This window comes from Pseudorhodoplanes sp. (assembly GCF_050250235.1).
GTDB lineage: Bacteria > Pseudomonadota > Alphaproteobacteria > Rhizobiales > Xanthobacteraceae > Pseudorhodoplanes.
Window position 1 is genome coordinate 1 of sequence record NZ_JBFWPA010000179.1, and the last position, 9,699, is coordinate 9,699.

Annotated in this window: 8 protein-coding genes; 3 read left to right on the forward strand and 5 right to left on the reverse strand. The window is 59.1% G+C overall.

Annotated elements, in window-relative coordinates; all coding sequences use genetic code 11:
* Positions 1-570: GNAT family N-acetyltransferase (locus tag AB7F49_RS35180; protein ID WP_428531215.1), on the forward strand; the 570-nt coding region annotated here is incomplete at its 5' end.
* Between the two features lie 46 nt (positions 571-616).
* Here the strand turns inward: AB7F49_RS35180 and AB7F49_RS35185 are convergent.
* From AB7F49_RS35185 to AB7F49_RS35205, 5 genes are all read right to left on the reverse strand, one after another.
* Positions 617-811 carry a hypothetical protein gene (locus AB7F49_RS35185; RefSeq protein ID WP_428531218.1) on the reverse strand — a complete coding sequence of 65 codons (195 nt, stop codon included), beginning with the start codon at positions 809-811 and terminating at the stop codon, positions 617-619.
* A gap of 107 nt (positions 812-918) precedes the next feature.
* On the reverse strand, positions 919-1,821 hold the full coding sequence (locus AB7F49_RS35190; protein ID WP_428531236.1) for an ArdC family protein: 903 nt from the start codon (positions 1,819-1,821) through the stop codon (positions 919-921).
* Between the two features lie 510 nt (positions 1,822-2,331).
* Positions 2,332-3,417 (reverse strand): DUF3800 domain-containing protein, encoded by a 1,086-nt coding sequence (locus tag AB7F49_RS35195; RefSeq protein ID WP_428531221.1) that lies wholly within the window; start codon positions 3,415-3,417, stop codon positions 2,332-2,334.
* A 100-nt stretch (positions 3,418-3,517) separates the two neighbouring features.
* Positions 3,518-5,377, reverse strand: coding sequence for a hypothetical protein (locus AB7F49_RS35200; protein ID WP_428531224.1), 1,860 nt, complete (start codon positions 5,375-5,377; stop codon positions 3,518-3,520).
* Between the two features lie 3 nt (positions 5,378-5,380).
* Positions 5,381-5,617, reverse strand: a complete 237-nt coding sequence (locus AB7F49_RS35205) for a hypothetical protein (protein WP_428531227.1) — start codon at positions 5,615-5,617, stop codon at positions 5,381-5,383.
* Between the two features lie 501 nt (positions 5,618-6,118).
* Between AB7F49_RS35205 and AB7F49_RS35210 the strand changes: the two genes are divergently transcribed.
* Complete coding sequence (locus AB7F49_RS35210) at positions 6,119-6,523, forward strand: hypothetical protein (protein ID WP_428531230.1); 405 nt, start codon at positions 6,119-6,121, stop codon at positions 6,521-6,523.
* Positions 6,520-9,609, forward strand: coding sequence for an HsdM family class I SAM-dependent methyltransferase (locus AB7F49_RS35215; RefSeq protein ID WP_428531233.1), 3,090 nt, complete (start codon positions 6,520-6,522; stop codon positions 9,607-9,609). The genes AB7F49_RS35210 and AB7F49_RS35215 overlap by 4 nt, the downstream gene beginning before the upstream one ends.
* Positions 9,610-9,699 lie beyond the last annotated feature (90 nt).

Sequence of the window (9,699 nt, forward strand, 5' to 3'; positions counted from 1 at the left end):
GTCCGCAAAATTGCAGATGCCGTTTATTTTCCTACTCTTGAGGGCTTTGGACGCCGTGCTATGATAAGGCTGATGCAGATAAGACCCGAGAAACCTGCGGATGAAGAGCCCATTCGCGCCCTGACCACTTCTGCTTTCCTCACAGCAGAGCACAGTGACGGGAACGAAGCTTCAATCGTTGACGGACTACGAAGTACCGGTGCGCTGACTATCTCACTTGTCGCGGCCAACGATGGGAACATCGTAGGTCACGCGGCCTTCTCCCCGGTGATGATCGATGGCGTTCACGACGGGTGGTTTGGGCTTGGCCCTGTGTCAGTAAGCCCAAGTTGCCAGCGGGAGGGCGTAGGTACCGCGCTGATCGAGGCTGGCCTCGCCAACTTAAGAGAACAAGGCGCGAAAGGATGCGTGGTTCTTGGCGATCCTGCCTACTACCGTCGCTTCGGCTTCGCCGTTGATCCTGACCTGCGTTTGACGGGAGTTCCTCCGGAGTATTTTCAGCAACTCTCGTTCGATGACCGGAAGAGAAGCGGGTTCGTCACTTATCATCCCGCATTTGGGGGTGGCTAGAGAAACCTTCTCGCCGTTTCGCTCACTGCGATAATGGGTTCACGGCTTAGAACAGCGATAATTGCCGCGCAGCGATTTCGCGCTTGCGCCACGCGGGCGAGTCGGCCTCCTGGTCGAGCCATGCGAGCACGAAGGGAACGGGACCGCCAAGGGCCTCGACGTTGGAGGCATCGACATAGCCGGAACTGTACCCGGTGTTGGTCAGGGGCAGCGGCGCGCGGTCATCGCTTTCGATTTCCACATGGTCGATAAAATCGTCGTCCTCTTCATCGCCTTAGACATGCGGCGTCCATTTGATGGTGAGCGCGAAGCCGCGCCAGACAGCGCGATGGGTTTCGGTGGCGGGGTTCATGCTGCCTCCGATTCCGCCGCTGCGTGCGGCTGCAGGCTGTTGAGATAATCGGCGGCGCGTTGCGCATGCGCCGCTGCGGTGAAGATGGCCCGCTTGTCGTCTTTGAGGACTTTGAGCCATGAGGCGATATAGCTGGCATGCTCGGCGCGTGCCGTGGGCGCAAGGTCGAGGTCGGCCAGGACGAAGGCGCTGCCAAGTTCGGCGACCAGTTCCTCCATGGCATAGCCGCTGTCACCAAACCGCTTGCGACCAAGATCCCGGTCGAGGCGGGATGCGTGCCGCGTCCAGTGGGTCAGCTCGTGAATGAGGGTTGCATAGTAGCTTTCCAGGTCGCGGAAGGCTTCGAAGGGCGGCATGCGCACAAGGTCGGTGGCGACATTGTAGGACGCCTGTCCCCCGCCATGGCGGATGTCGGCGCGGGTGGCGTTCACGAAGGCATCGGCATGGGCGATGCGGTGAATCACATCCATGCGCGGTGCTGGCTGCGCGTAGTATTGCGCGGGCAGACCTTCGACCTGTTCGACATTGAACACGGTGTAGCCCTTCATGAAGGGAATGGACCGTTCCTGTTCTTCGCCGGTGTCCGGGTCGTCTTCGGTGCGCTTCACGCTGGAGGCATACACGACAAGGCTGCCGCGTTCGCCCTTGCGCACATGCCCGCCAAGGGCGAATGCCTGTTTGAAGGTCATCCAGACAGGTGCGGTGTAGCCGTTGGCGACGGCTTCGCCCCAGAGCATCAGGACATTGACGCCACGATAGGGCACGCCATTGGCCCGCAGGGGCCGGGTGATGCGCCCGGCTGCGTGTTCCACACTCCACGGCTGGTGCCATGGCTTCACGCCCGCCTCAAGGGCGGTGATGATGGATTGGGTTATGCGTTCATAGATATCTGTTTTCATTGCCTTTTTCCTTTTGGTGAGAGGGTTGCGCATGCAACCGACTAGCCAAGCGGCAATGAGCGGGGGTTGGCCGTCACAGGCCGGAATGCGCCCCGTAAGGGGGAACCGGGGTGGTGCGGGCTGGAGACGAGCCTTGGCGAAGGCGACGACACGGCCCGGCGTATTCCGCCCGGAGCTACAGCGGAGGGTTATCGCCTTGACGGCCTGGGGGCGGCACGCCCCAATGAAACGGGCGGGCCGCAGGCCCGAACAGAAAAAAAGCGGCCGCAGGAGCGTCAGCATAGCGCCGACCGAAGGTCGGGACGCGGGACCGACCGCAGCCCCGAGACCGGTTAAGAGGGTAGCCGCAGGAGTGTCAGCATAGCGCCGCCGAAAGGCGGGACACGGGACCGACTGCCCCCGGCGAGGGGCACATGATTTGCGCGAGGGATGGAAGCCGGATGGCGGAAACCGGCCCTTGCCGGGTTCCGTTCACGACAGCCCGGCCCGAAAGGGCGTGCCAAGTTAGGCTTAGGATCGTCTGCTCTCGGAATCCCGGATAAGCATCGCCAACTGATCAACAACGTCGGGGCCGTCAAGAGGCTTTGGCGGAATGTGGTCTGGGAAGATGAGTGAAGGGCGGATACCATTATAGGTCAGCGTTCCCAATCCAGCTTGAATTACCTTGTCGAGAAACACACGGTCCGGATGGTCCGCTGGCGATCCGAAATGCTTTACGCACAGGCCCGCCAGCACATCGCAGAACTGAATGGCGAAGTGATCCTTTGAGTCCACGGCCTCGGTCGAGACGACACGCAGAGGAAATGGCGTTTCGGACCCATCGCCACCACGGTGAATTTGCTCTGGCACATCCGGGTTGGTGATATTCTCCCACATGCGCCGTTGGCGCAGGAAGGTGGAGGATGCGTCATGAACTACAGCAAAGTCATCAGGGAATCGCTGCCTCCAATGAGATATGATGGCAACCATCGAGGTTGTGTGTAGTTCATTACTGCTCTTGAATGTTTCGATGCTTGTGAAATGCGCAAAGGCTTCCGCGCCATCGGCCATTTGTTCGAGGAATATCTGAACCGGCTCTTCCAGGCTTTGCGCCATCAAGCGAAGGCGACCTTGGAGCACGGCGAGGGATTGTGGCGTCGGGTTGCGGCTGAACTCCTGATAGATGGTAAGCAGACGGTCCAATAGCTCCGGCGGGGCGAATTCGGTGAGGCCGTAATAGATGTAGTTGCAGTACTTCCAGCAAAAGCCGTCGGCGTAAAAATCATATCCAGCGTTGGTAACGATGGGCTCAATCAGAAAGTCGACGATTTTGGTCAGCACCCCAAAACGCTTGTTAATCATGTAGGTGAAGGCGGTATCCGTGAAGGATTCCAGATTGCCAGCAAATGTCAGCAATCCTGAACGGGCGTTTGTGCGCCAAATATTCGAGAACTTGAACTCCGCGCCCTGATAGGTGGGGAAGGACTCCCGCAGGATCGCCTCTGCTTCGCCATCAGAAATGAGAGCGCTTGAAATCGCGAAGACCGGCTGCGCAGGGTCCAAAAGATTGTAGCCTGTGTAGCCGGATTCATCGAAGTAGATTGTTCGCAGGGTCATGATGTGTCGCCATGGCGATCAGCGAGAGCGTGGCTCGATTGCGCCCACCGTTCAGCCCTATTGCCAGAATCGCTCGCTCCTTGGATTCGTTGATGTCGCGTTACGCGGCATCCACTTTTTCGACTTTGGAGAGCTTGATCATGTCGCGTGCCCATTTCTTGGCGACCGGCAAACCCTGCTTGTAGTCGTCGGCCGCCATCGAAAGGGACTCGGGCGAGGTTGCGCGCTCGAGATCATCGGCGGACCAATCCTCCGAAAGCCTCTTGCTGATGGCGTAACAGGTCACTTTGCCGACACGGAAGGCGGCGGCCCTGCGAGCCGCCCTGAGGCATTCGGCGCGCACGATTTCCGGTTCACCGGAGCCTTCCAACTCCTGCTGTAGTTCGAGCGACATGCGCTCGATGATGGGGTAGAGGCCGTTGACGAACAGCGTCTGGGACTCGCTGTAATAGCGGCCCGACCGGCCTTTCAGGGCTTTGTCCGAGATTTCTTCCGGGTCGGTCAGAATCTCAATCTTGGGCACACGCTCCAGCGCCTGTCTGGCGATAGATGGCTTCGAGCCTTCCGGGGCTTTTCTGACCTTTTCCGGCTTGGCGCGTGCGCCACCACGGTCGCTGACCGGATCTTCGCCTTCGGCATTTTCCGCTGCGGTGTCGAACTCATCCAGGCGAACGCGCTCTGGCGTATCGTCGCCCTCGGCATGCTGCTCCATCGGGACGGCAGCGGGCTTCTTCGATGGGTTGAACGTCACCGTCGGCACCCGGAACTCATCAAGCAGCTTTTGCAGGTCCGCCTGCAAATCGTCGAGATTGTCGTCGGATTCCGGCGACTCGGCACGAATGACCTCTTTCACCCAGTCCGGCATTAATTCGCGCACATAGTCCGCGAACTCTTCCGCAGTGAGCGGGGAGCGGTCATGCGGCCAGAGCAATCCGTCCCGGTACTGGTTGGGCAGCGCCATAGTGTCCGGGATTTCAATCTCGACAGTGAGCACCTTGGAGCCAAACGGGATGCCGAACTTCGGTGCGGCGGCAGACCATGCCTTGCTGGTCTTGATGTCGTAACGCTCGCCCTTGTGCACGAGAGCGCAAAAGGTGGTGGATGAGGTTGCCGGGTTCGCGCGCGCACTCAGCGAATGGCTGGATAGCGGATGCTTGGGGTCGTGGATGTAGTGAACGCTCAGGCCCGAATCCGGCTCATGCACGCGCTCGGCGCTGGGTAGCTTGTCGAGGATATCGGCGAGCGGCCTGAGCTGGCGGAACCGGCCGGTCTCGTCCTTGCCACCGCCTTTGGTCATGGCGACATCGACGCGAACGTCCACGCCATCGGAGAAACGGGCGAAGCGCCGGAATATCGCGCTCGGAATATAGCTGCGGTCCACAGATTTGCCCTTGCCCAGCGGTTCGGCCACCGTGTCGTGGTCGTCAGCCTCGCCGTAGAGGACGACTTCGGTCCAGTCGAAGTCGGTCGGTTTTCCGTCGGCCTGCGCAGAGGCAGTCACGTCGTAGACGGTGTCGTAGCTGCCATCCGGCAACTGCGCAGGGAACCGCACATACGTTCCTTCTTCCGCGTCATAACCAATCGTGATTTCGCTGACCGCGCCGTTCTTGCAGGAGCGGTAGCGAATACCGGCCTTCGACATGGTGAGACCGGAGACCTTCGCCCCAATCCCGAAATTCGCATCAAGCGCCATGTCCTTGCCGATGGACGAGGACAGGTCGGTCGCCCGCCTGAGTTCGGCACCGTCCATGCCCGGCCCGGTGTTCCAGAAGGCCAGCTTGCGCACGCCGTCGATTTCGACGGGATAGATTTCAATGCGCCTGTTGCCGTCCGCCGCCTGGGATGCACTCTCGTCGGCATTCTTGAAAAACTCCCGGACCAGCGTGCTGACTGGGGCCTGTTCGATGAGGCGGTTGATCAGGAAACGCTTGTCCTGAATGTTCAGCGGTTCTGCCCTCACGCCCTATCCTTTCAGCCTGAACTTGTTGAAAGTCTCTCCCGTGCTGGAATTGAACTTGCGCTCAATATCCGCAGTCGCATCCCGCAGCGCCTTGATGATCGCTTTGACATCGGCGTCCGTGTATTCGTAGGCGCGGCCGTTTGAAAGATTGCCGATCTTCCTGATGGCGTCCAGCGCGAGCTGCGTTCGCCCCTCCGCCAGTCTCACGAAATTCGCGCGTTTGTCGCTCTCTTTTGGCACGCGGCCCTCCAGTCTGTGTGGCTGCCAAGGCTAAAGGGACTCCGAACACTGCGTCAATAATTTCTTTGTGAATTTCATCAAAATATTCACCGCAATTACGGAAAAGCTTTGCAAAATGCGGAGCAACACGCTCGTCTCATGCTGTGTCCGCACGCTTTCTTAGCAGCAGAATCCGGTTCGAACGCCTCGGGCGACAACCCGTAAAGGCGGTGCACGGGAGAGCCTGCCATGTCGTCGAATGGGCGAGGTCGTTGCAGCGTGAGGGCCGGTCAGGCGTCATCGCCGGCGACAGAAATGAGAGATTGCGCCGAGGAATCTATTGTCAGGAACGAACAAAATGGGAACAATTCCGTTTGACCGGCATGCCCAAATCAGAAATATTGTCCGGGAGGATTGGGGCTAACCCCATACTGAAAGGGGACATTGCCCGTGCATTTCACGCCAGGCCAGCTTCGCTCGACAATCGGGATTTCGACGGAGACATACCGGCATTGGCGGCGTGTGCTCCCCGACTTCAGTGGGCGGCGTGGCTATGCGCCATGCTTTTCCACGGGGGATCTGCTTGCCGCCGGAATTCTCAAGCGGCTCACCGAAGAATGCGGTGTTCGTATCGGATTTCTGAAATCCATTTCGGAAGAGATTGTCCGGCTGTGCAACGCATCGTCGTGGGCGGCGCTTGAGAATGCTTTTCTTCATATTGACCTGCCGTCAGGCCAATGCCGCATCGTGAAGAGCGGCGCTGTCCCGACAGGAAGCTCGGCAGCGATTCTCTGCGAGCTTGACCCTATTCTGATTCAACTGCGCGATACGCTGTTGAGGACGCAGCCGGGTGATAATCAGTTCCCGCTGCGCTTCCCGCTTGCGAGCGTGAAGCCACGAGCGCGTAGCGGCCGGAGGCGGGCATGACGGTTGGCCGCCCGATAGACGCGGAGTGGAAGGAGCGGCTCGGCCTGCTGAATCGCAGGTCGCCCGAATTGTACGAGACATCGGAATCCGCCGTCGATATCCCGCATGCACTCGCCATTCGTGCTGCATTGGACGATTTGGGCCTGTCAGCGGTCTTTTGCGTTCAGGGCGTTCCGACGGTGGCGATACTGGACCTTGAGAGCTTCGACCGTGCGCATGTGATGGAATTGCACGCCGCGCTCTGGAATCAGGGGTTGGCGAGCCTGTTTCTGGTCATCGCCGAAAACACGCTGCGCGCATATTCGCTGGGACGGACGCCGTATCGCGATGGCGGTGCGACATTCGATGATCGTTGCCTGATTGACGCATTGAAAGCGACCGATGATGCACTGCGCTTTCGCAATCTTCTCTACGGCGCCGAGTCGGGCAGGCTCTGGAAGGAGCATGCGGATTATTTCAGGCCGAAAGAGCGGATAGATCAGGTTCTGCTCGACAACCTGAACGAAACGCATCGCCTGCTTTGCGCGGAAAAACTGGAATCCGACGCAGCTCAGGCGCTGCTCATTCAAAGCATGTTCATTGCCTACCTCGAAGACCGGGGCATCATCACCACGGACTATTTTGAACAGGTATCCAACAGGCGGGCCGGAGGGTTTACGGCGCTTCTGGAGCACAGGGACACGAAACTGCTCAGGAGCCTTTTTTCCACGCTGCGCAAGGATTTCAACGGCGATTTGTTCGTAGCGCCGTGTTCCTTTGAGCGGCAGAAGAAAGCGCCCGAGCTTGACGCTGCGCACCTTGAACTGCTGGCGCGTTTCCGCGAAGGCCGTGAGGAGCTTGGCAAAGGCGGGCAGTTGCGATTTTGGGGATACGACTTCCGCTATATCCCCATCGAACTGGTCAGCGCAGTCTATGACCGGTTTCTGGGCGAGCGTGAAGACGAGCGCCGCGAACAGGGCGCTTACTATACACCCATGTTCCTTGCGGACACTGTTGTGTCGCAGGTCTGGGAATTCCTGACGCCCGACGTGAAGGAGAAGGGCCGCTACCTCGATCCGGCGTGCGGCTCGGGGGTTTTCCTTGTCCGGTCTTTCCAGCGCCTGTGCGAGCATTGGCGGGCGACGCACCGCTCGCGAACCATTCGCTGGGATAGCCTGTTGGCCATTCTCCAGCGCGTTCATGGCTGGGATATCAACGGCAGCGCGGTGCGCGTTGCCGTGTTCTCACTGTATGTGGCCCTTCTGGAAGAAGTGTCGCCGCCGGACATCAAACGCCTGATCAAGCGCGGCAAGTTATTGCCCGAGCTTTGGGACAAGACACTTGTTTGCAAGGACTTCTTTTCAGCGCCGGAAGGCGGCACCGGCTTCAATGTCGTCATAGGAAATCCGCCATGGTCCAGCCGCAGGGGGCCGCGGCGTCCCTCTGTACTTTGGTCCGAGAAGCATCAGCTCCCTTTGCCGGGAAGGGAAGACGCCTGGGCGTTCGTCTGGAAAGCGGGGCGACATCTCGCGCCCGGCGGGCTGGTGGCGTTCCTCCTGCCTGCAATGGGATTCCTGCACAATCACGCCGCCAATACCGTTGCCGCGCGAAACCGCCTGCTATCGACCTTTCACATTCGCCGCATCATCAATTTTGCGGATCTGCGCTTTCAACTCTTCGAGCACGCGCTGCGGCCGACAGCGTTGATTATTTATGGCGCGAAAAAACCTGAAACAGGCCCGTATCGCTTTGATTACTGGGTTCCCAAGGCAGACCTGAACCTGCGGATTAAGCGCGTTATCACATTAAGCAGCGCCGACAAGCTGACCCTGACGAACACGGCAGTCACCGAGAATCCGCTGCTGTTCAAACAGCGCCTGTGGATGCGCGAACCCGAAGCCAAGCTGTTTCACTTCCTGTCCGGACTGCCGACCCTCGGCCATCTGGTTCGGGACTATGGCGGCATCCGGCGTCGGAAGCAGGCCGTCGAGGACGGTTGGGTTATCGGCCAAGGCTACCAACCCTTCAACGGCTCCGAAGGGTCTTATACCGTCAGCAAGTTCGTCGGAAAGCTGCCCGATCTCCCAATCGCCGCATTCCGTCGATTGGCGCAGCCGACGAAGGGACTGACACCGGCACGCTCAAGCAGAGTTCGCCGCCCGGGTTTCGAGGCGGGCTTTGAAGGCATTCGCATTCTGGTCCCGCGTGGTGTGGAGACGTCGCATAATCGCTTGCGCGCTTCCTACACTGAAACGGCGTTGACGTTTCAGGACATTATCCAGGCGATTTCGGTTCCGCAGCGTGATGCCAAGAGGGCGCGGGTTTTGACGGCATTACTCAATAGCCGCATAGCCGTCTGGTATGCTTTTCACGGAACAGCGTCGTTCGGTGCAGATCGTCCCGAAGTGAAGCAAGCGGAGCTGCTGAAACTTCCATTTCCGAGCCCGGCCGATCTTCCCGAGCCAAAGCGGGCAGAAGAAGCCGCTGAAAAGCTTGCGAGCCTGATATCGTCTGAGAATGCGTCGCTGGGCAAAGAGTTTCGGCTCGATGCAGGCGACGACGGTCTGCTGAATGAGCTTGATCGTCTGGCTTACGACTACTTCTGCCTGTCTGACGACGAAATCGCATTGATTGACGACACGACGGCAATTGTCCTTCCAAGCGTCCAGCCGCACGAAGGAACGTTCCCGCGTTTGTGGAATGCGCCGACTGGCTTAGAGCGTGAGACCTACGCAAAAACTCTGCTTCGCAGTATGCGCGATTGGTTTGATTCCGGTACGTCGATAACGGCGACATTAGAGGCTGCCAGTAGCGACCTGGCGATTCTGTGTCTTTCTCTCGATGGCAAGGGGTCGTCATATTCGGAAGCATCCAACAGTTCGGTCGTTCAGACGCTCGGCAAGATTGCCAGCCACATCAATCAACCCCTCAGCGGCAATTTCCAGCTCATGCCGGATTTGCGGATATTTGTCGGCAAGAGCCTGTATCTCATCAAGCCCATGCAATTGCGCTTCTGGATGCGTTCGGCGGCGCTGGCGGATGCCGATGCCATAGCGATGGATTTGCAGGATGTCGTCGAACTCGATGAGCGTCGGGGTCGCGCCTAATGACGCTCGGAGATGCGCAGGCATGGGCTGGCCAATTTATTTCGTTGGATGAGCGGCTGGTTCAGCGGATCGTTGCCGTTTGGTCTGAGT